Below are 20,599 nucleotides of genomic sequence, written 5' to 3'. Positions count from 1 at the left end.
CGGTGCATCATCCGGCAAAACTCTACGGGGTAGATCCGGCCTCCAGCAGCCACTGCAGGAATGAATCCCAAGGGCTATCCTCGTATTCCCCGAATGTTTGCCTGTTACGTTCGGCGCAGTCACGCAGCGTTTTGGCAAACTGCGGCTCGCCTTCACGCGTCAGCAGGTCTGCCATTTTCGACAAAGCATCCGGATCGCCATTGAGAGCGGCCCGCCACCTGAGTGACGTTCCAAGACCCGCCGGATCAAAATCCGGTCCCTCAGAATGTGTGACTAAAATATCCGCCAGTAGGTTATGTCCCGCTGGAACCTTGTTTTGTAGGAGCCAGGCCACCAGCGTGACGGCGTAGAGAGGGTAGCCTTCGTCAAGATTCAAAGTCACCAGGCGCGCAGCGGCTCGCCAATAACCTTCTCGAGCCGCCTCAACATAGTTAAATCTGGCCATAGGCCCGGAAGCGGGCTTTTCCGCTTCGTCGAACGCGGCCAGTGCGAATTTGCTTGGTTTCTTCAGGCTGATAGGGGTACAGGAGAAGTATTTATCGTCAACCGTGGCTTCAGGCGTCCTTATCCAGATTTCTTGATCCCGGATGGCGTCCCTAATCACTCCCGACACCGCTTGCTCGCTGATAGATTCGAAAACCCACTCCGCGCTTGCATAGTCTAGATCGAGAAGCGGATTCCAGTTAAAGACGTACGAAGCAGCGCCGGGTGATTTAATAATAAATGGTTGGTTACCGAATTGGCTTATCGCAAGAAAGCTCATCACTGAGATTGACGCAAGCACGAAGCACAAGAGTTTGTTCGATCGTTTAGTCATGAATTTTAATCCCAGCTACGCCATTGCAATTTCTTTCTGATAGGCTTGAGCTTCAGTCTTAACGGGCTCAACCGCAATCCGGTTGTTGGACTGAGATCTTTTCGTCTGCTCATTTCATTAATCGTTAACTTACTTGGCGCTAACGGCGTAATGGCTGCATCACGAGCACGCTTCCATTGAAATGTCTCGTCCCAGACGGGAAGTTTTGTTGGGGGAAGTGGAACGATTTCGTCGATGTCCAGCACTTGGGGATCAAGATTTTTGTACCTGGTTAGAAAGCGTGCAATAAGTTTGTATCGCCGATCTCCCTCAACACGTTCGTCCGGATTAAACATCCTGGAGTCCCTCTCAAGTCCGCTGCCGTAATCAGTGCTCGCTAAAGCAGATGCGCTTTCGACGTCTCTAAATTTAGTGGCGGTACGAAGGGCGAGCAGCGCTTGTTCAAAATCCCCTTTGTTGGAGCTGATCTCAAAGTACTGATTTGCGGCATCAACACTGCCTTGTGCCATAGCGCAGCGCAGCATGGATAATGCAACAAAGCTGTTTTTAGACGATTGAAGTAGTGATTGTGCTGTCAGGAATTGCGCTTCCGGATTGCCCAAGTCAGCCGCGCGTCTGATGTAGTAGCGCGCAGCCGAACTGTCCTGTTGCACTCCATATCCGGACTCAAGATAAAGCCCCATATCGTAATAGCCCTTGGGGTTGCCATGGGCTAATAGGTGCTTCACCAGACCTATAGCTTCTTCGGCTGGCCTCTCAGCAGTGGTCTTGCCCTGTGTTAGCAAGGCTTGCAAGCCCCTCGCTGCACGATAATCACCATAGGCAGCGGCAATTCGATAGTAACGTGCAATTTGATCGAAATCCTTCGGACCTCTCACTTGGGAGAGGTGCCGTCCAAACTGGTAAAAGGCATCCTCGTGAGGACTGATGTGTTGTAGCCTGTCCGGCTCCTGCACGCACTCAAACTTCGGGTTTCTGGACACAGCATTGTAATCGGTGAAGTCAGGGACGAAGCTTTTTGATTCTTCGACTTTGGTGTCGCAGCCGCTCAGAGATAGCGCTATTAGCAACCCTGCTGATCCGAGGTAGTTCATATCAGTCCTTGTATTTACTATTTGCTTTTATTGCTCATCAGCGAGGTGTATTACCTCAACCCACTCAACGGCCAGCCTGTGGCTGGATCGAGTTGCTTCTCCTCACACATCCGCGCGATCAGTTCTTTGCTGGGTGGCGACGGAGTCACGGCTGCGTCGCGCTTGCGCTTCCATTCGAATGTTTCGTCCCAATCGGGAAGTTTGGCTGGGGGGAGGGGTGCGATCTGATCGATGTCGGGGACTTTGGCGCCGAGGTGTTCGTATCTGTCTAAAAAGGCTTCGATCAGTCGATACCGCCTGGACCGCTCGGTGTCTTTATTGAGTGCGAGATAGTGAAGTCTGTTTTCAGGCTCTACGCCGTTGAATGCGTTTTTGAGCGTCATTGCGGTTAAGGAGTCACCCGATTTAACTGCTAGTTGATAAGCACGCAGTGCCTCCGGAAAATCTCCCTGATTTTGCTTCAAAGCACCATATTCTCCTGCGGCTTTAAGGTGGCCTTGTTCCATTGCACACTTGCGCATTTGAGATGCAACTTTTCCCCCTCCTTTAAGCTGAAAAAGTTGCTCGGCGACATAGTATTGCGCGTCCGGATTTCCTAAGTCGGCCGAGCGCCTAAAGTGGTAGCGCGCAGCTGACCTGTCTTGGCTGACTCCGTATCCTAGCTCTAGATAGTGGCCCATGTCGTAGTAAGCTCCAGGAATATTTAACTCCATGAATTCCTCCGCTAGGTTGATCGTTTCGCGTGCCGGATGCGAAGCATTCGTCATTCCTTGTGATAGCAATGCTTGGAGATTGTTCGCGGCACGATAGTGACCATGCGCGGCAGCAATTCGGTAGAATCGTGCGGCGAGGTTGAAAACTTTCGGTCCCTTTACCTGGGTTAAATGCAGCGCGTAGCGATATAGAGTTTGCGCGTCTGGATGCAATCCCGGTAATGCGTCAGATTCATGCACGCAAGTAAATTCTAGACGTTTGAACGCAACATCGTAGTCAGCCTTTTCAGGAATAAAATATGTCACAGGTTCGTCCCTCATGTCGCAACCGTTTGCGGAAAGCGCCAGTACCAGTAGTCCGTAAAGTTTGATGTTCATTTCAATCTATGTTCTTACGGCTAGGGCTGGTTCGTAAAAATTCAACTAGGGAACATACCGGTTTTTGGTTGGTAGCACCCTGCTCTTGCCCATGCGCTAACTTATTTGCTCTGATTCTCTCACCCCACGCTTTAAACGCTTCACTGATATCCCCTACATCCTCCTTCCCCGTATGCAACCCCCACAACTGCCTCCTCAACGGCCGCGCCACCGCCGGATCCTCGACGCATATATTCAACTCGCTGTCCGAGCTCATACTCCGCTCATTGATATTCGCCGAGCCCAGCGTGGTAAACACGTCATCAACAATCATCAGCTTGCTATGGATATACACTTCCAGCCAGTTATCAGGCGGGGAGTCGGGGGCGACGAGTGTGCAGATATGGACTTTCAATCCCGGGACTTCTGTCGGAGTAATAGGCGCTTTTCTCTCCTGGTGAATTTTCCCCGCCAGCTCTTTGTATTGCCTGACCAGTTCATCCCGTTCGATTTCCAACCGTTCGATGGGTCCATCAAGCCTGCCCATTGCGTCCGCCCGGTCGTAATAGGCCGTCAATTTGCGTAACGCAGCAAAGTGCTCCTCGCGCAGCGCATCGAGCTTCGCCTGCCAGTAATCATCGTGTTCGAGACGCGCCACAGAGGGCATGACTTCACTGCGGCCCAACTGACGAAGCATGCGAAACGTGCCGAGGGCGCCGTCGGCCATGCCTTCGTCGGAGGAGTTGGTGACGACGAACAGGTGCAGGTAGCCGTGTTCGCCGGGGTCGCGGCCGCCTTCGGCATGGCGGCGGGCGATGTCGACAACGGCGTCGGCGAACGGCTTCCAGCGGAAATACTGGTTCTCGATGTAGATGAACTGGGTCGCGTTCTTGATCGCTTGCAGGTACATCGTCCGGATGTCGCGCTTGCCGGCCTCGGTCTGAGTGCGCAGCACTTGCGCCATCATCGGCGGCCCGAAACCTTTGCGCGGTTTGAGATTGGCGGCGAGGGGCTCACGGGCGGTCTGCAGGTCAATGCCGGTTGCTTTAAGCCAGGCCTGGGTGAAGTTGGCGTTCAGGTCCTGGAGCACCGGGCCGGTGACGCGGCTGGATATGTCCTGGCGCGGCGTAGAACCGTTGCGGCCGGACACATCATTCGCACGAGCATGGGCGTGGTCGTCGCGGTCCCAATAGGGGTCGAGCATGTTGTGGCCCATGACGAAACCGACCGCCCGGTCAGCGTGTTCGTAGTCGATCAGCACCATTTTCTGGTGATGGGTGGGGATCACCGACATCGCCGCTGCCTTGCTGGCTGCCTCAAGTTCTGTCGCGCCTTGCTCCCGGGAGCGCGTCCATATTTGATAGGCAATCTCGGCTCGGTCGGCCAGCCCCAGGTCGCGGACCGCAAACTCGATGTTTTCGAAAGGCCGCGCGCCCGCCTTGAACAGTTCTTGTGCCAGTAACTTGGTTAATCGGAAGCCCTTCAGTCCGGGGAACACCCTCCCCACCAGCGAACTGGCACCGGTGTCAGGGGTTGAGGCGCGGCGGTACCATTCCCAGTCATACGCTTGCTGCCACGTGGATCGCCAGTCGCCGGCGTGCGATGCAATAGAGGCCACGTTGCGTCCTGGTGTCATGTTCTCCGCGAACATCGCAGTCAGGTGCGCGCTGTCGGACCAGCACAGCACGCGCACCTTCACGCCAAGAGAGGCTTTATTGACCAGCAATTCGCCGATGCACTGCGCCTGACCACCGCCGCGCTTGAACTGCATCGAAGGCTGAAACCCCCAGCAAATGATCTCCACCGAATGTTTTGCCGCCATGATCGCGTCGTGGACGGCGCCGAATGCTCGTTCGCCATTCACCAGCGGCTCGAAGGTCGCAGGCTTGGGCGAATACTCGCTGCACTCGACCATCCAGCGCTGATTCATGACGGCCGATGAGGTCTGGCGGGTGGCGATGGGGCAGGTGATGCTGGGTGTGTTCATCTTCAGGCTTCCGTGTCTGGATGGTTGAGGCGGTCGTAGTCTTCGCGGTACTGACTGGGTGCTTCGCCCGAACCGGGCGTCAGGCTGTGTTGATGGCGATGCAGGCCGCGGTTGGCGCGTGCGCCGTTGTCCTGATCGCCGAGGTAATCACCGCTGACCGGGATGTCATAGCTGGCGCCGTTGGCCAGTTCGACGCGGTAGCGCGAGCGGGATACCCGGTGCTCAACGCTGATTTTCCCGTCGCTCGATATCACACCCTTTTCAATCTCGACCCCGTCGGCGAACACCGTGTAAGGCATGCCGGTCCACGGCTGGTGACTGGCGGCGCTGCTTTGCCCGGCCAGCAGGGTCAGCGTCTGGCCCGCCGTGCTCTGCGGCCACGGCGTCTGCTCGCGGTCCATCTGGCTGGCGTTGCCGATGGTTTTCTTCGCCGCCTTGATGTCTATGGTGCCGGGGGCGTGAATCTGGATATCGCCGTTCTTGAGGCGGATAAAGGCACCGCCGCAGGTCAGCAGAATTTCCTCCTGGGCAGCGATCTCGATGGTTCGCGCCGTGGAGGTGATGCGTACGCTGTCTTTGGCGGTCAGTTCGATGGCGTCGTCCTGGGCCTGAATCTCAACCTTGCCCTTGGCCGCGAACAGCTTCGCCCCGGCGTCGCGGGCAAACAGGCTGATGCTGCGACCCACACTGACCAGCAGCGAGCGTGCACTGGCGAGGTTGATGTCTTCACCGCTGGAGAGGCTGGTGTGGCGGCCGCTGTGCAACTGGATGTTCTCCGGCGTGACAACGGCGATGTCGGCGGGCGCCGAGGCGACGATCAGCGGCGCGTCATAGCCCTGAGAGGTCGCATTGCCCTGGCGGTGGGAATGCGTGGCGGCCTGATGCAGACGGTTCAGGTTGTCGACCCCTTCCTCCAGCGACAGGGCATTGTGCTGAGCGGCGTTGTCGGATAGGGCCGTCATCCGCTGCAAGGCGTCGCTTAACTGCTGGCTGGCCTCGCTGCTGTCCAGATGCCCGCTTTGTGCCTTGGTGCGCCGCCAGGTGCTGAGGTACAAACCCTGCGGCGCGCGAATGGCGCCGGAGGCATCGGTGCGCAATTCAAACCCGTCACCGCGCCAGGCGCCGCGGTCATTGCCCTGTTGATCGACCAGGCAGCCGAGGTTCAGTTGGCTGTGGCCGTGACTGCTGTGGATCTGCGTGCGCAACTGCCCCGTGGTGTCGTCCATCACCTATTGGTTGTAACCGAGCCCGTCGATTTCCTGGCTTTTGTAGCCGCTCATCCGGCCCGTGGAATGCCACGCCGGTTTGTCGCCGCCGTAGACCTGGCCGAGGATCAGCGGGCGGTCGATGTCGTTGTCGAGAAAGGTGACCACCACTTCTTCACCTGCCCGCGGCACGTAGACACTGCCCCAACCGGCGCCGCTGCTGTTTTGCAGCATGCGCCGCCAGCAACTGGGTGCTTTTTTCGGTGATCGGAGGCGGTCCCAGTGAAAGCGCACGCACACCCGATTCAGCGCGTCGGTCTGCAATGGCCCGCCGTTGGGCGCCACGACCACGGCGGTCTGCGGCCCGGGGTTAGCAGGCTTTTGGTGTTCGAAGGCACTGCGGTACGGGACGTCCAGACGTTGGGCCTCGAACGCGTTGCAATAAAATCCTTCGCCTTTCTCGGACGGCTTGTCGGCGCCCAGCTCTTTCAGGCGCGATTGCAGGCTGCCGGGGCGTTCACGGCGTGTCAGTGCAACGGGTAAATTGCTTTGCGCGAAGAACTCGACGGCGATCAGCAGAAACGTACGGCGTTTAGCGGGCCCGTCCTCATACAGCGGATGCCCGTGCAGCTCGAACCCGTGACCCGGGAGCATGTGCCGGACGCCGCCATGGCCGGTGATGCGCCGCGCGGCTGATTCCACCTGCTCGATTTGCACCCGTGTCTGCCAGTTGCCGTCGTCTTCGCTGTGCCACGCGTACTGGCCTCGGTATTCATAACGCTCGAGCGTCTTCGCCGCCCCCGGTGGATTAAGGCCCATGGAGCGGACAGACATGGGCTGGCGGTGAGCGCGGTAATTGTTGCTGCTCCACAGAACGTGGCCATTCAGCAGCGTGTCGGCCTGACTCCATTCCACGATGCTGTCGTGGTCCAGCGCGGCCGTCTGGGTGTGAAAAGGCAGCGCTTCCGGCTCCAGCGGCGGCAGGTCAAGGACGCTGTCGACGAATACAATCCGGTGCTGGTCAGCCTCATGAAGCACGTACCAATAGATGCCGGCCTGCTCGCACCAGCGATGCACAAAGTGGGCGTCGCTTTCGTTGAACTGGGTGACGTAGGACTGCGGCGGATGCTCGTGGCGCAAGTTGAATTCATAGCGGCCTTGCGCCTGGGGATGCCCTCGGAATACGTCGGTGAAGATGTCGATCAACGTCATGTCTTGCCAGATACGGCAGTCCTGACGGTATTCCAGCAGGCTGAACCACGGCGCGAATTCGAGCTGCCAGTCCTGCAAACTGCCGTCGCTGCCGAGGTAGCGCACGCTGCCCACGAAACCGTGTTTGTAACTGTGGCTGCCGTCGGCGGCCTTGATGGCGAGGCGAACCGGCTCGCCGATCAGTTGGTGGGGGTCGAGGCATGTCGATTCGCTGACGACGTCCACGCAGTAACGCGGGATTCGGCCGATTCGCTCGACGCCGTGCACGCGCACGGCCAGCAGCGGCTCGGTCAGTGGCGTCTTGAGTTCGAGCAGGCGTCCTTTCTGGCGGATACCGGCGAAGTTGAAGGGGGAGGGGGTTGCGAAGGTCATGTCGGACTTCCTGTCGGGGCAGTGGGCACAGCGTGAGGGGCGGCGATGATCGACCCGCTGCTTGAATCGCTGTCGGTAAGGTCCATCACCCATTGGGCCTGGCCGGAGGCGGCGCGGGCCGCCAGGCAGCCTAGGGCCATCCGCGTCCATTCGGCAGCAACGGTCCCGACCTGGCCGCACAGCGACGGGGCCTGAACCTGCTGATTGAAGGTCTGCTCGGGGGCGGTATTCGGGGTATCGGTCCGCGCGCCCCGCTTGAGCGAAACGAGGGATACCACCTCTCCCAGGGGCGCCGGATCTGCAGCGTGTGCGTTGGCCGGCAGGGTGGCCCAGCTGTCGAGGCTCAGGCACAGATGGCCGGGCATGCTCAGGTTGCTGGACAGCAATTCGGCAAGCCACGGCCCCGGTGCCTGGCGGGCGATACGGAAACCGCCGCCGGGCAGCCACGCCTGGGGCCACACACCCACCACGGTCTCAAACCAGACCAATGGATCGACATGGGACGGCGGGAACAGATGCACTTCAACCTGCGTCCAGTCCGCAACTCGGTCGAGCAGCGGGCACTGGGTCAGGGTCGCCTGCAGCAGTTCCATGGCGCGGGCGAGCGGGTCGATCGAGGGCAGAGGAATCGCGTCGATCTCGATCCGCCGCAACAGTCGGCGCGAGCCATCGGCAGCCATCAGCCTTGAATCGTGGCTCAGCGCGTTCGCGTGCCTGGGGATGTGCTGGACAGGTAACTGCTGGTCCAGGGAATGCCCGGGCAATCGAAGCCAGACGTCCTCGACGCTGACGCTCTGCGAGCAGAAATCACCTCGGGGTTTGGCCCGGTCCAGCAGGCGCTGGGCGGCTTCCTGTGCCAGCCGTTTCTCGGAAATCCGGTCGTACATGTTCCGCCGCGGCCGGACGTAATGTTGAGGGGCAGGAGGGGGTGGCAGCGGCGCGGGTTTGCCAAGCAGCCGTTTCAAAAAGGAATATTTCATGACGACCCCTACAGGATGCAGCAGTCATCGTGGGTCGCGACGAGGGCATCGCCGCACAGCAGGCGATCCCCGTCGCGGGCAATGGGCCGGTCATCGACGAGGCAGGTTTCATCCCCTTCGGCGATGGCACAGGGGCCGTGAAAGCAGAGCACGCCGTCGCCGTGGCGGGCGACTTCGAGACCGTGCAGGAACGTGGAGGGCGAGCCTTGAATGACTCGACCGCCTTTGAGGGTGGGGTCGTTGAGAACGATGATGGGGCGCATGACGAAACTTCCCTGAGATGTGGCCGCGGCGAGCGTCCATGCTCCGGTGCGTTTGAGCCGCGAAATTAACACAGGGTCAGGGGCTTGAAAGTGGCACAGATTATTTCAAGACGCGTCCTACTTTTGCGCGGTGAAGAGTCCTACACGCGGGCGTGATGAGGTTCGCATTTTGATCGAACAGGCGTGGTTTGGAGGGGGTTGGAGCGGGGCGGGAGGCGTTATGGGAGGGGATCAGGACGCGCTATTTGATGTGCGCGTTATGGGGGGAGGCGATAGCAGCGGATGTGGGCAACCGGCCAGCACGCCCTGAAACGCGCCAGCCGGTCATCACAAACGATCAGAAATCGTCGTCTTTGTCGAAGCGTCGCGCTTCGCGCTGCAGCTGGTACACGAAACGCTCGACCTGACGCTGCACCAATCCACTCATGTTGTGGAAGCGCACACCGGCGAACGTGGTGTTGATCCTTTCTTCGAAGTGCAGATAGCGCAGTTCGACCGGCGTGGTCATGTTGCCGAAGGGCAGGGAGGCGATGAAGCGCTCATAGACCTGGCCCAGTTGCATGCGCTCGGAGATATCGCCCTCAAAGCGCAGCTTGCAGCCGGTGGCGGAGACATCCAGCAGTTTGCCGCGCAACGGAAATTTGAGCCGGTCGCCGCCAATCTCGACATCAATCAGCGAAGCCAGCTTCAGGGCCGCGCGGAACGCGTTACGACGCTGGTGATAGACGACTTCTTCAGGGAGAGGGCCGCGATAGCTGCGCGGCTCTTCGATCACGGTCAGCTGGGCTTTGCTTTCCCAGGCGATGCGCACACCGTCGTGAAAACCTTCGACCCGGAAGGGCTCACCGCTGGCAAGGAAACGCTCGCCATCTCGGGGGATCATCTCGTCGAAAATGACCTGGTTGGTGTCACGGTCGACGTCGATCACGTAACTCTGAAAACGCTGGGTGCGTTCGTGAAACGTGATGATCAACGGGTCATGACTTTCCATCAGCAGCCGCAGATTGGCGGCGATTTCCAACGGGGTGGTCAGTACCTTCGGGGGCTGCGGAACATCGTCCGCGCTTGAGGCATTCACGGTCTATCCATCTCCAGGCAAATAACGGCAGCGTGCAGCGTGCGGCATATTGCCACCACAGTGCGCACCTTGATACAAGAACTTACGCCTGGCTGAGCGGACGCGGCCTGGCCTTGCCCGACGTCGAACCGCGACTGTCGTACAGCGTGGGCGTGTCGCCGCCGTTGAGAATCCTCAACTGCTGTGCCGTGGTGAGTTGCTGGAGCTGGATGAGGCTGCCGTTCTGTTCGTTGGCCGCCTGGCATTCACTCATCAGCGCGCTGAGTTCATCGCCTGCGGTCAACAAGGCTTCACCCACTGACGAATGTTTCGCCACTTCTTCGAGTCCCGCGCGATTGGCGGGCAGACCCAGGCTGGTCATCAGCTGGGTACGTCGGCGTCCATGCTGCTCGAGCACGATCACCAGCGCCTGTTTCTGCGCCAGGATGTGTTCCATCTCGACCATATTGCGCCCGTGAAGCGCCACTGACTCGGCCTTCAGGATATCCAGCAGATGCCGGGTTGGCGCAATGTCGTCCGTGATCAGTTGAAGCAATGTAGTGTCTTGCATCGCATGCCCTGGTGTTTAAGCGTCCAGAAGCCCCTGCGCAGACCTGGGGCTAGCGCTGGGCTTCGAAGTTAAGCAGTTTGCTTGCAACACGATTGCTGTCGACCTTATAGCTGCCGTCGGCGACCGCCTGCTTCAACTCAGCCACACGGGCGCTGTTGACGACAGGCTGATCACGCAACGAATCACTGATCTTCTGCAACTGTTGAGCTTCGCTGCTCAAATGTACTGCCTCACCGCTACCGGGCACGCTCGAGGTGCCGCTGACCGCTGCCGTAGCTTCGGTTTTGCTGGCTTCCTTGGTGCTGGCAGTACGTGTTGTACCGCCAACGGTAGTGGAGCTGTTCAAACGATTGAAGTCGATGACCATGATTGAAAAACCTCTGGGTTCTAGGACGCTTGCCTTGGTTTCGGCCAGACCCGGAATAACTTTAGGGCCCGTGCGAAAACAGTCTCGAATGGACTTCGCACGGAGCACAGGGGTTCCGAGTGTAGGAAAAGCGCAAGCGCAGCGCCAGAGGTCTTACCTTCACATGTCAGTTACATAGCGACCTCGACTTGCCCGGGCGCAACGATATTGGCCTTGATCACCCGCTGGGAGTTGAGGTTCTTCACTCGTATTTGCTCGTTGAAACCGCCGTCGGACAAGGCTTCGCCCGGCATGCGCACGCTCATTGAACCGCTGCGCGCACTGATCACCACCTGGTCGCCCTTATGGACCATTTGCGGCTGATCGAGGTGGACGGGCGTCAGGATCTGGTCGATGACCGTTGGTCGGACAACTTTTTGCCCGACTGCCTGATCGACTGAATCCAGGAAGCCTTGCCCCAGCAGGCTGACGTCGCGTTCGCGCAGCGCCACATCGTTTTCCGTCACGATTGCGTCGCGCTTCATGGGCCGCACGGCCGTGACCACATTGCGGTAAAGGTGTACCTGGGCCGGCACAAACACCGTCCACGGGGACGTGCCTTCGCAGCGAATCTTCACGGTGACGCGGCCGATGGGCTGGGCCGGGCTTTCCAGTGAGGCTGTCAAATCCTTGTCGCACAGCGGCATGCGCAGACGCGGGTCCAGCTGCTTGACTTCAATTTCGTAGCGGCCGGCGGTTTGGTTGGTCGCCATGTAGTCTTCAACTGTGAATTCAAGAAAGCCCTGGGTCACGCCGATAAGTGTTTCAGGCAGGGTCATGTTGTCCGCCCGGCTCAGGCTGGCGGCACACAACAGACACAGCGCGACCAGCACGCAGACAAAGCTGCGGGTTGCGGGTGCCGGGCGTCGGGATACTGTCGTTTGTGTGTTCATGATGAGTAAATAGCAAGGCCCGTGCCGCTTACCGTTCCGGTAGCGCAATTGGTCGTTTTTGGGAGGTGTGGTGCATGGCTGGTGTGATGGATTCAGTAAACCAGCGCACTCAACTGGTCGGGCAGAACCGCCTTGAACTGTTGCTGTTCCGGTTGGACGGCAAGCAGTTGTATGGGATCAACGTGTTCAAGGTAAAAGAGGTGCTTCAGTGCCCGAAACTTACCCATATGCCCAAATCCAGTCCGATTGTGCGCGGTGTGGCAAATATTCGTGGCGGGACTATCCCGATCCTCGATCTGGCGTTGGCGACCGGTGGCAAGCCGCTGGCTGACATTACCAATTCATTCGTGATCATCACAGAGTACAACACCAAGATTCAGGGCTTCCTGGTGCATGCGGTGGAACGCATCGTCAACATGAACTGGGAAGACATTCATCCGCCACCCAAGGGCACCGGTCGCGACCACTACCTCACGGCAGTGACGCGTCTGGACAACCAGCTGGTGGAAATCATCGATGTCGAGAAGATCCTCGCCGAAGTGGCGCCGGTGTCCGAGAACATCTCGGTCGGCGTGGTCACGGCGGAGGTTCAGCACAAGGCTCTGTCGCTGCGCGTGCTGACGGTCGATGACTCCTCGGTGGCGCGCAAACAGGTGACGCGTTGCCTGCAAACCGTCGGCGTGGAAGTCACGGCGTTGAATGACGGTCGTCAGGCACTCGATTTCCTGCGCAAACTGGTGGATGAAGGCAAGAAGCCGGAAGAAGAATTCCTGATGATGATTTCCGACATTGAAATGCCGGAGATGGATGGCTATACCCTCACTGCGGAGATTCGCAGCGACCCGCGCATGCAGAAGTTGCACATCGTGTTGCATACGTCGTTGTCCGGCGTGTTCAACCAGGCGATGGTCAAGAAGGTCGGCGCGGATGATTTCCTGGCCAAGTTCCGGCCAGACGATCTGGCGGCGAGGGTGGTAGATCGTATCAAGGCGGCAGATATCAGCTGAGGAGGGGTTTTCCTCCTTGCTGTTCACATGATTTGAGAGGCGGCATGTCTACAGGTAATTTGGATTTTGATCAGTTCCGGGTATTCCTGGAAAAAGCCTGTGGCATTTTGCTGGGTGAAAATAAGCAGTACCTGGTTTCCAGCCGCCTCAACAAGTTGATGGAGCAGCAGTCCATCAAATCGTTGGGCGAGCTGATCCAGCGGATCCAGACTCAGCCGCGCAGTGGTTTGCGTGAGCAGGTGGTGGATGCGATGACCACCAACGAGACGTTGTGGTTTCGCGACACGTACCCCTTCGAGGTGATGAAGAACAAGGTCTTGCCCGAGGCGATCAAGGCCAGCCCCAACCAGCGTTTGCGCATCTGGTCGGCGGCGTGCTCGTCGGGTCAGGAACCGTATTCGCTGTCGATGACGATCGATGAGTTCGAGCGCAGTAACCCGGGGCAGTTGAAGTCGGGCGCGCAGATTGTGGCGACGGATTTGTCGGGTTTGATGTTGAACAATTGCAAGACGGGTGAGTACGACAGTCTGGCCATCGGCCGGGGTTTGTCGCCGGATCGTCTGCAGCGTTTCTTCGATCAGAAGACGCCAGGGCGCTGGACGGTGAAGGCGCCGATCAAAAGCCGTGTGGAGTTTCGTTCGTTCAATCTGTTGGACAGTTATGCGGCGTTGGGCAAGTTCGATATCGTGTTCTGTCGCAACGTGCTGATTTATTTTTCGGCGGAGGTGAAGAAGGATATTTTGCTGCGTATTCATTCGACGTTGAAGCCGGGGGGGTATTTGTTCCTGGGGGCGTCGGAGGCGTTGAACGGGTTGCCCGATCATTATCAGATGGTGCAGTGCAGTCCCGGGATTATTTATCAGGCCAAGTGATTGGCTGCGGTTTTGCTTTGATGAGAACCCCGCTTAGGCGGGGTTTTTTGTTTCGTGTTGGCGCTGAGACTGTTGGCTGCCTCTTAGCCGGAGCGGCGCTTAGAGGGGTCTGCCTAACGGCAGACATTTCGCCTTCGGCGAGTTACTTGGAAAAGCACCCCAAGTAACCAAGGGTGCTTGCTCCTGGTTGGGCTCCTCCTTCGTCGGAGTACCTTCACTCCGGTCTCGCTCCGTGGGCCCGCGCCGAACGGGCATCCATGCCCTGACGGCGCTCTCGCCGCATCCATGCGGCTCGGCCCACTGCGCGAGACCTGCGTTCAGCCTGCACCCAAGTCGCGTTCGGCGGTGACCGGACCGTTCGCGTATGAAGATCAAAAGCACGGCAACGGCAACGGCAACAGCAACGGCAACGGCATTCGCGAGCAAGCTCGCTCCCACAGGTAGGGTGTCTGATCAGCAAAATAGCAAGCGCCTGCACTGGCCTCTTCCCGGCTAAAGCCGGTCCCACTAACAGCAGCGCATGCAGTCCGTAGGACTGGCTTCAGACGGGAAGCCGTCGCCGTTGCCGTTGATCTTCATACGCAGAGAGTTCAGACGACACCAATCGCGACTTGGGTGCAGGCTGAACGGAGGTCTCGCGGAGTGGGCCGAGCCGCATGGATGCGGCGAGAGCGCCGTCAGGACATGGATGTCCGTTCGGCGCGGGCCCACGGAGCGAGACCGGAGTGAAGGAACCCCGACGCAGGAGGGGCCCAACCAGGAGCAAGCACCCTTGGTTACTTGGGGTGCTTTTCCAAGTAACTCGCCGAAGGCGAAACGTCTGCCCCCAGGCAGACGCCCTTGATCTTGATGTCACGAGCGAAAGCGCAATACGGCAAAAAAACGGCACTGCTCTTGCCGCTTTCCTCCCATCGAGCGGAAATCCCTTGCCGCTTTTCTGTCATCCCCTTGCACCAACACCCCTGCAGTCCGCGAAAAACGGCACTTCCAGCAAGTGGCACGCACCTTGCTATAACTCCTGCACGTACATCTGGTCAGCCCTCAAAGGTCCCGACATGAGCATCAGTTTTGAAAACGCCCTCGGCATCCACGAAAAAGCGCTCAACTTCCGCGCCCAGCGTGCTGAAGTGCTGGCCAACAACATCACCAACGCCGACACCCCCAACTACAAGGCGCGTGACCTGGACTTCTCCAAAGTCCTGGCCGCCCAAAGCGACAAAAGCAACAACGGCCACTTCGCCCTCGACATGACCAACAGCCGTCACATCGAAGCCGAAGGCATGAGCGATGGCGAAGCCAGCCTGCTCTACCGCACCCCGTCGCAGCCGTCGCTCGATCAGAACACCGTCGACTCCCAGGTCGAAAACGCCAACTACGCCGAAAACGCCATCGGTTTTCAGGCCAGCTTCACCTTGCTCAACAGCAAATTCAAAGGGCTGGTTGCAGCCCTGCGCGGAGAGTAATCCATGTCCCTATCCAGTGTTTTCAATATTGCCGGTAGCGGCATGAGTGCCCAGAACACCCGCCTCAACACCGTGGCCAGCAACATCGCCAACGCCGAAACCGTGTCCTCCAGCATGGACAAGACCTACCGCGCCCGCCATCCGGTGTTCGCCACGGTCTTCCAGGGCCAGGAATCCGGCGGCAGCGCCTCGCTGTTCGAAGACCAGGGCCAGGCCGGCACCGGCGTACAGGTTTCCGGCATCGTCGAAGACGCCTCCAACCTCGAAGCACGTTACGAGCCAAATCACCCGTCAGCCGACAAGAACGGCTACGTGTATTACCCGAACGTCAACGTCGTCAACGAGATGGCCGACATGATCTCGGCCAGCCGTTCGTTCCAGACCAACGCGGAAATCATGAACACCGCGAAAACAATGATGCAGAAGGTCCTGACCCTGGGTCAGTGATAAAGGGCGAAATCCATGACGGTCTCAAGCACAGACGCTACCTCGACGTTCCTCAAAGGGCTGCAAAGCACGACCCCCGGAACCACAGGCACCAGCACCAAATCCAGCACCGACACCAGCAGCCTCACCGGCTCAAGTTCGCTGGGTAAGGATTCATTCCTGCAACTGCTGGTCACGCAAATGCAGAACCAGAACCCGCTCGATCCTCAGGACAACAGCGAGTTCGTGGCCCAGCTGGCTCAGTTCAGCAGCCTGGAAACCATGCAGAACCTGAGCACCTCGGTCGACTCGATCAGCACCATGTATCAGTCGTCCCAGGCGTTGCAGGCCTCGTCGCTGGTCGGCCGCTCGGTAACCGTGGACGCAGGTTCGACCTATGTCGATACCAGCAAGGCCATGACCGGTTCGGTGGTGCTGCCATCGTCCAGCGCCGACACCACGGTGAAGATCTACGACAGCACCGGTACCAACGTCGTGCGCACCATCGACCTCGGCACTCAGGCCGCTGGCACCACATCCTTTAGCTGGGATGGCCTGGACGACAGCGGCGCAGCGGTGGCAGCGGGCAATTACAGCTTCGTCGCCAACGGCAAGCTGGACGGCACCGCTACTAATCTGAGCACCTATCTGCCGGCGACAGTGAGCAGCGTGACCATGGGCACAACGGGCTCTGACATGACGTTGAACCTTGCCGGCGGCACCCAGGTGGCACTGTCAAAAATCAAGCAAATCGGAATTTAGAGCCGACTAGACGGCGCAGGAGTTAATCATGTCTTTCAATGTTGGTCTTAGTGGGCTCTACGCCGCAAACAAAAGTCTCGACGTTACCGGCAACAACATTGCCAACGTCGCGACCACCGGTTTCAAATCTTCCCGTGCGGAATTTGCTGACCAGTACGCCCAATCGATTCGCGGCACCTCCGGCGGCACCAACACCGGCAGCGGCGTCACCACCGCCGCGGTTTCGCAGCAGTTCACCCAAGGCACGCTGAACACCGGTACCGGCCGCAGCCTGGACCTGGCGATCAACGGCAACGGCTTCTTCATGCTGAGCAACAACGGCGAAAAGCTGTACACCCGTGCCGGCGCATTTCACACCGACTCCGCCGGCTACATCATCAACGAAGCGGGCAATAACCTGCAGGGCTACAGCGTTGACGGTCAGGGCAATGTCTCCACCGGCGTGCTGAGCAACCTGCGTGTCGATTCGTCGAACCTGGCGCCGAAAAGCACCAGCTTGATCACCGTCGCCTCCAACCTGAACTCCTCGTCGACGGTTCCGACGGTTGCGACGTTCTCGCCGTCCGACACCAACAGCTACACCACCACCTACAGCACGCCGCTGTACGACAGTCAGGGTAACGAACACACCCTCGACCAGTATTTTTCGAAGACGGGCACCAATACCTGGACGATGTACAGCCTGGTCGATGGCCGCAGCATCAGCGATCCAAACTCCACTACTGCTGACGCGACCGCAGTGACCTTCGATTCGTCGGGTGGCTTGATCACCAGCGGCACCGGCGCCCCTGATACCACCAATTCGCCAAACGTGAGCGTAGGTACTGACGGCGTCTTCTCGATCAACAACTGGGTACCGGCCGCCAAGACCACCGTCGGCAGCACCACCACCTGGTCAAGCAACGGCGCGTCCGCCAACGCGGGCGGGATCAAGCTCAATATGCTGGCGACCACCCAGACCAACGCGGTCTCGGGTGCAATCACCAAGACCCAGGACGGTTACGCCACCGGCCAGATCACGGCGATGAACATCGACGCCACCGGCAACATGTTCGCGACCTACACCAACGGTCAGTCAAAGGTGATCGGTCAGGTGTCGTTGACCAACTTCGCCAACGTTCAGGGTCTGGCACCGGCGGGCGGCACCAACTGGCGCGAATCAGCCTCGTCGGGCATCCCGGTCACGGGCGCTCCACAGTCGGGTACGCTGGGTTACTTGACCGGGCAGGCGCTGGAAGAATCCAACGTCGACCTGACCGGTGAACTGGTCAACCTGATCAAGGCGCAAAGCAACTACCAGGCGAACGCCAAGACCATTTCGACGCAAAGCACCATCATGCAGACGATCATTCAGATGACCTGATAGCGGTCCCTGGATACGTTCGCTGAAGCCCCTCTCTGAGGGGCTTTTTTTATGCCTTTTTTTTTGACTGAAATATCGAGAGCCGTCCCACTCTACAACTGGAAACTTCCTACTTTCGTCTTTGCGAGAATCGAGATCGCTGACAAATAAATGCCATTGAGCGGCGTCGTTTACGCGGTCCGTTCGATTGCATTCCTTTGCCCGCGATCTCGATGCATTGACGAGCGTGTCGTTGAACAACGGCGCAGGGAGTGTTCATGTCATTCAACACAGCGGTTTCAGGGTTGCACGCGGCGCACAAGCGCATGGAAGTGGCCGGCAACAACATTGCCAACGTCCACACGTCCGGTTTCAAATCCTCACGCGCCGAGTTCTCGGCGGTCTATTCCTCATCCATGCTCGGGGGCAGCCGGACGGCCTCGGGTGATGGGGTGCAGGTGGCCAACGTTTCGCAGAACTTTGCGCCCGGCGGCGTCATCACCAGCGAGGGCAGGGCGCTTGATATGCGCATTCAGGGCAACGGTTTTTTTGTCATGAGTGACGCCGGTTCCATCAGTTACGGCCGGTCAGGGGCCTTCATCAAGGATGCACAGAATTTTGTCGTGGACTCCCACGGCAGCCGCTTGCAGGGCTATGGGGTGACAGACGCGGGGGAGGTGATCAGCGGCGTTCGCACGGACCTGAAGATTGACGCTGCCGACATGTCGCCCAAGGCCACCGGCAAGATGGAGCAGACCCTCAACCTGAATGCGGCGTCGCCGTCACTCGGCGCCATCCCGCGCTTCGACCCTGGCGACCCGACCACCTACACGCGGGTAACGGGGCGGCTGATTCAGGACGCCGGCGTTCCGCCACAGGATCACGAACTCAAGCAGTACTTCGTCAAGACTGAAGACGACAACTGGACGTCTTACATTCTCATCGACGGCGTCAATCCGCTGGACCCCACCAGCACCGCGCCGCTGGAAATCGGTTTGCAGGTGTCTGCGGCGGGGAGGCTCTCGGTCACGGGTTCGACGGCGGCGGTGAAGATGATTTCCGACACCGAGTTGTCCCTGCAGAAGTGGCGTCCGGCGATCAACGTCAACGGCAGCTGGACCGTAAGCCCCGCGCCTGCGCCCGGCCCGATCTCACTGCCGCTGCTGGACGGTGGCCTGCCCGTGCTCGACCCGGCCGATCCGCTCATGCCGCGGCCCGTCCCGACCTTCAATCCGGCGGACATCACCACCTACACCAAGGCGTCCACCTACGGCGTGTTCGACAGCCTCGGCATGCGTCACGAGATGACCCAGTATTTTGTCAAAGACGGCAGCAACAGCTGGAAGATGCACACGCTGATCGACGGGCGTAACCCGCAGGACCCGAGCAGTACGGCACCGACGACGGCAAGCATGCTGTTCGACTCCGGTGGCTCGCTGCAATCGCTGATCGGCAGCCAGTGGCTGACCGCTGCCAACAACACCCTGACCCTCGAAGGCTGGGTGCCGGCCAAACCGCTGGACGGCAACAAACCGGGCGGGCGTTGGGGTGCGAACGGCGCGGTAGGAAATGCCGACGGGATTGTCATGGACTTCAACAAGATCAGTCAGCACAACGCCGCCACGGGCAGCAGCAACATCGTCATCGACGGGCACACGGCAGGGCAGGCCACCCAGCTGACGATCGACAAGAGCGGCATGCTGATGATCGGGTTCAGCAATGGTCTGCACCGCAATGTCGGCCAGGTCATGCTCGCCAGCTTCGCCAACAATCAGGGGCTGCAGCCGGTGAGCGACACCCGCTGGGTCGAAACCCTGGCCTCCGGCGTCGCCAATTACGACACGCCGGGTGTCGGCACCTTGGGCAGTGTCATCGGCCATTCGCTGGAAGGCTCCAACGTCACGTTGACCAACGAGCTGGTGGAGCTGATCCAGGCGCAGACGGCCTATCAAGCCAACTCGAAAACCCTGTCGACGGAGGCGGAACTGATGCAGACGCTGATACGCGCGACTTGATGCGGGATTTAGCGTGAACGCGAAGGTGGGACCGGCTTTAGCCGGGAAGGCGGCGTGTCAGACGGTTGATTCATCACAGCTAAACCGCCTTCGCGAGCAAGCTCGCTCCTACAGGTCTTGCGTCGAGCAGGAATATCCGGATGTGCCGAGATCATTGTAGGACCGGCTTCGGCCGGGAAGGCGGCGTGTCAGACGGTTGATTCATCACAGGCAAACCGCCTTCGCGAGCAAGCTCACTCCTACAGGTCTTGCGTCGAGCAGGGATATCCGCTTGCGCCGAGATCAGTGTAGGACCGGCTTCAGCCGGGAAGGCGGCGTGTCAGGCGATCAATCCGTCACAGGCGAAACGAAACGACTCAAATCGAACAATCCGACTTCACATAGGCGGCGCTGATCCGGGTCCAGCCTTTGCCCGGGCTGGTCTGGGCGCAGACGATGCGGTGGGCGCCTTGCCAGAGGAAGTAGGGCGCCGGCGCCGCCCACACGGCAAACGAGCAGGCAATCAATGTAAAGAGCAGGGCGATGCGCAGACCCATGACAGTTTTCCGTAGCGACTCAAGCGAATTCATAAAACGCTGCAAGTTTCGCACCCCATGGAGAGTTTTCTGGCGCTCGCTGCCGTCGATGTGCAGGAAACCGGCAGTCCGCTGTCGCGCGGCGGTCCAAACCGGATCCCGGTCCGCCGAATGCGGCCGGAATCATTGAAGAATCAACGCTTTGTATCACCGCTGAAAAACTGGTTCGATTATTGCTATGACCTGTTCAGTACAGCTACAGGCGGCAAG

Annotated in this window: 20 protein-coding genes; 7 read left to right on the top strand and 13 right to left on the bottom strand. The window is 59.2% G+C overall.

Annotated elements, in window-relative coordinates:
• Positions 1 to 22: 22 nt before the first annotated feature.
• The 12 genes from AC07VF_RS20435 to flgA all read right to left on the bottom strand — a co-directional run bounded on the left by AC07VF_RS20435 (position 23) and on the right by flgA (position 11,927).
• Positions 23 to 817 (bottom strand): hypothetical protein, encoded by a 795-nt coding sequence (locus tag AC07VF_RS20435; protein ID WP_495009906.1) that lies wholly within the window; start codon positions 815 to 817, stop codon positions 23 to 25.
• A 5-nt stretch (positions 818 to 822) separates the two neighbouring features.
• Positions 823 to 1,911, bottom strand: a complete 1,089-nt coding sequence (locus AC07VF_RS20430; RefSeq protein WP_495009905.1) for an SEL1-like repeat protein — start codon at positions 1,909 to 1,911, stop codon at positions 823 to 825.
• Positions 1,912 to 1,961: 50 nt separating this feature from the next.
• Positions 1,962 to 3,002, bottom strand: a complete 1,041-nt coding sequence (locus tag AC07VF_RS20425) for an SEL1-like repeat protein (protein WP_495009904.1) — start codon at positions 3,000 to 3,002, stop codon at positions 1,962 to 1,964.
• Position 3,003: 1 nt separating this feature from the next.
• Positions 3,004 to 4,968 (bottom strand): phospholipase D-like domain-containing protein, encoded by a 1,965-nt coding sequence (locus tag AC07VF_RS20420; protein ID WP_495009903.1) that lies wholly within the window; start codon positions 4,966 to 4,968, stop codon positions 3,004 to 3,006.
• A 2-nt stretch (positions 4,969 to 4,970) separates the two neighbouring features.
• A complete protein-coding gene (locus tag AC07VF_RS20415; RefSeq protein WP_495009902.1) occupies positions 4,971 to 6,194 on the bottom strand; it encodes a DUF2345 domain-containing protein in 1,224 nt (407 codons plus the stop codon).
• Between the two features lie 3 nt (positions 6,195 to 6,197).
• The gene (locus tag AC07VF_RS20410) at positions 6,198 to 7,757 is read right to left on the bottom strand and encodes a type VI secretion system Vgr family protein (protein ID WP_495009901.1); all 1,560 of its coding nucleotides are present in this window, start codon (positions 7,755 to 7,757) and stop codon (positions 6,198 to 6,200) included.
• Positions 7,754 to 8,644: a hypothetical protein gene (locus tag AC07VF_RS20405; protein WP_495009900.1), complete on the bottom strand. Its 891-nt coding sequence runs from the start codon at positions 8,642 to 8,644 to the stop codon at positions 7,754 to 7,756. The genes AC07VF_RS20410 and AC07VF_RS20405 overlap by 4 nt, the downstream gene beginning before the upstream one ends.
• A 101-nt stretch (positions 8,645 to 8,745) precedes the next feature.
• On the bottom strand, positions 8,746 to 9,000 hold the full coding sequence (locus AC07VF_RS20400) for a PAAR domain-containing protein (protein ID WP_192172658.1): 255 nt from the start codon (positions 8,998 to 9,000) through the stop codon (positions 8,746 to 8,748).
• A gap of 337 nt (positions 9,001 to 9,337) precedes the next feature.
• Positions 9,338 to 10,078 carry a flagellar brake protein gene (locus tag AC07VF_RS20395; RefSeq protein WP_192172657.1) on the bottom strand — a complete coding sequence of 247 codons (741 nt, stop codon included), beginning with the start codon at positions 10,076 to 10,078 and terminating at the stop codon, positions 9,338 to 9,340.
• A gap of 82 nt (positions 10,079 to 10,160) precedes the next feature.
• Positions 10,161 to 10,628, bottom strand: coding sequence for a flagella synthesis protein FlgN (locus AC07VF_RS20390; protein WP_074893095.1), 468 nt, complete (start codon positions 10,626 to 10,628; stop codon positions 10,161 to 10,163).
• A 49-nt stretch (positions 10,629 to 10,677) separates the two neighbouring features.
• Complete coding sequence (flgM, locus tag AC07VF_RS20385; protein ID WP_192172656.1) at positions 10,678 to 10,995, bottom strand: flagellar biosynthesis anti-sigma factor FlgM; 318 nt, start codon at positions 10,993 to 10,995, stop codon at positions 10,678 to 10,680.
• A gap of 170 nt (positions 10,996 to 11,165) precedes the next feature.
• Positions 11,166 to 11,927 carry a flagellar basal body P-ring formation chaperone FlgA gene (gene flgA / locus AC07VF_RS20380; RefSeq protein WP_495009899.1) on the bottom strand — a complete coding sequence of 254 codons (762 nt, stop codon included), beginning with the start codon at positions 11,925 to 11,927 and terminating at the stop codon, positions 11,166 to 11,168.
• 74 nt (positions 11,928 to 12,001) lie between these two features.
• On the opposite strand from flgA, the gene AC07VF_RS20375 reads away from it, so the two are divergent.
• From AC07VF_RS20375 to AC07VF_RS20345, 7 genes are all read left to right on the top strand, one after another.
• The gene (locus AC07VF_RS20375; protein WP_192172654.1) at positions 12,002 to 12,934 is read left to right on the top strand and encodes a chemotaxis protein CheV; all 933 of its coding nucleotides are present in this window, start codon (positions 12,002 to 12,004) and stop codon (positions 12,932 to 12,934) included.
• Between the two features lie 44 nt (positions 12,935 to 12,978).
• Complete coding sequence (gene cheR, locus AC07VF_RS20370; protein ID WP_192172653.1) at positions 12,979 to 13,806, top strand: protein-glutamate O-methyltransferase CheR; 828 nt, start codon at positions 12,979 to 12,981, stop codon at positions 13,804 to 13,806.
• 1,055 nt (positions 13,807 to 14,861) lie between these two features.
• Positions 14,862 to 15,269: a flagellar basal body rod protein FlgB gene (gene flgB / locus AC07VF_RS20365; RefSeq protein WP_192172652.1), complete on the top strand. Its 408-nt coding sequence runs from the start codon at positions 14,862 to 14,864 to the stop codon at positions 15,267 to 15,269.
• 3 nt (positions 15,270 to 15,272) lie between these two features.
• The gene (gene flgC, locus AC07VF_RS20360; RefSeq protein WP_133775926.1) at positions 15,273 to 15,716 is read left to right on the top strand and encodes a flagellar basal body rod protein FlgC; all 444 of its coding nucleotides are present in this window, start codon (positions 15,273 to 15,275) and stop codon (positions 15,714 to 15,716) included.
• Between the two features lie 15 nt (positions 15,717 to 15,731).
• Positions 15,732 to 16,457, top strand: a complete 726-nt coding sequence (locus tag AC07VF_RS20355; protein WP_463582725.1) for a flagellar hook assembly protein FlgD — start codon at positions 15,732 to 15,734, stop codon at positions 16,455 to 16,457.
• 28 nt (positions 16,458 to 16,485) lie between these two features.
• A complete protein-coding gene (gene flgE, locus AC07VF_RS20350; RefSeq protein ID WP_192172650.1) occupies positions 16,486 to 17,820 on the top strand; it encodes a flagellar hook protein FlgE in 1,335 nt (444 codons plus the stop codon).
• A gap of 257 nt (positions 17,821 to 18,077) precedes the next feature.
• Complete coding sequence (locus tag AC07VF_RS20345; RefSeq protein ID WP_495010035.1) at positions 18,078 to 19,814, top strand: flagellar hook protein FlgE; 1,737 nt, start codon at positions 18,078 to 18,080, stop codon at positions 19,812 to 19,814.
• A 356-nt stretch (positions 19,815 to 20,170) separates the two neighbouring features.
• Here the strand turns inward: AC07VF_RS20345 and AC07VF_RS20340 are convergent, their stop codons facing one another.
• On the bottom strand, positions 20,171 to 20,350 hold the full coding sequence (locus AC07VF_RS20340; protein WP_495010034.1) for a hypothetical protein: 180 nt from the start codon (positions 20,348 to 20,350) through the stop codon (positions 20,171 to 20,173).
• Between the last annotated feature and the right edge of the window lie 249 nt (positions 20,351 to 20,599).

The organism is Pseudomonas sp. GW821-FHT02H06 (assembly GCF_059421525.1).
This window is presented reverse-complemented; position numbering and strand designations above follow the sequence as displayed.